Here is a 1,088-nt window from a genome sequence, read left to right as displayed (position 1 = left end):
CACTGGAGGCTTTCGTACGCAAGCGCCCGAAACCCTTCACAGACGAAGCCATTCAACGTCCAATTGCGCGCGGCTGATTTCAGTTGAACCTGCCATTACAAGACCCGGGAACTTGGGCGACACGGGTCAGGCAGTGTCCGCCGTCAGCACCAATGGCACAGATTTGAGGTTGTGATTTAAGGAGGATCTGGGCTTCGTCGTAGTGACGAAGGAACGAAGATGAAGCCCAGATCCTCCAATGTAAAATCGCCCGCCAAGGCCCCAGCAGAGCGGGTAGTGAAGGACATCCGCCGACAGACCCGGCGCCACTTTTCGGCCGAGGACAAGATCCGCATCGTGCTGGATGGCCTGCGCGGGGAAGACAGCATCGCCGAGCTATGCCGCAAGGAAGGCATTGCCCAGAGCCTGTATTACACCTGGTCGAAGGAGTTCATGGAAGCTGGCAAGCGCCGCCTGGCCGGCGACACCGCCCGTGCCGCGACCACCGGAGATGTCCAGGACCTGCGCCGCGAAGCCCGGGCCCTGAAGGAATGCGTGGCCGATCTGACACTGGAAAACCGTCTGCTCAAAAAAAGCATGGTCGCGGATGGGGGCAACGACGAATGAGATATCCCGCATCCGAGAAGCTCGAGATCATCAGAACCGTCGAGCAGTCGCACCTGTCGGCCAAGCGCACGCTGGACCAACTCGGCATCCCTCGTCGGACATTCTACCGCTGGTATGATCGCTACCTCGAAGGCGGGCCGGAGGCGTTGGAAGATCGGCCATCGGCGCCGAGCCGGGTGTGGACCGCATCCCGGCGGGCATCCACGACCAGATCATCGAGCTGGCGCTGGAACAGTCTGAGCTGAGCCCCCGGGAACTGGCCGTGCGCTTCACCGATGGGCAGCGCTACTTCGTGTCGGAATCCACGGTTTACCGCCTGTTGAAGGCCCACGACCTGATCACCAGCCCGGCCTATGTCGTGATCAAGGCTGCCGATCAGTTCCACACGAAAACCACGCGGCCGAACGAGATGTGGCAGACCGACATCACCTACAGTGCGCCTCGTCCCGGATGGTCCGGGGTGCATATGACTGGAATGCAAA

The 1,088-nt window shown here is 61.0% G+C and carries 1 pseudogene; it reads left to right on the top strand.

Annotated elements, in window-relative coordinates:
- Positions 1–219: 219 nt before the first annotated feature.
- Positions 220–1,088 (top strand): annotated as a pseudogene (locus tag AX703_RS26950) (helix-turn-helix domain-containing protein); the annotation flags it as partial.

Source organism: Novosphingobium sp. CCH12-A3 (assembly GCF_001556015.1).
GTDB classification, from domain to species: Bacteria; Pseudomonadota; Alphaproteobacteria; order Sphingomonadales; family Sphingomonadaceae; genus Novosphingobium; species Novosphingobium subterraneum.
The sequence above is the reverse complement of the archived record's forward strand: the minus strand, read 5'-3'. Positions and strand labels throughout refer to the sequence as shown.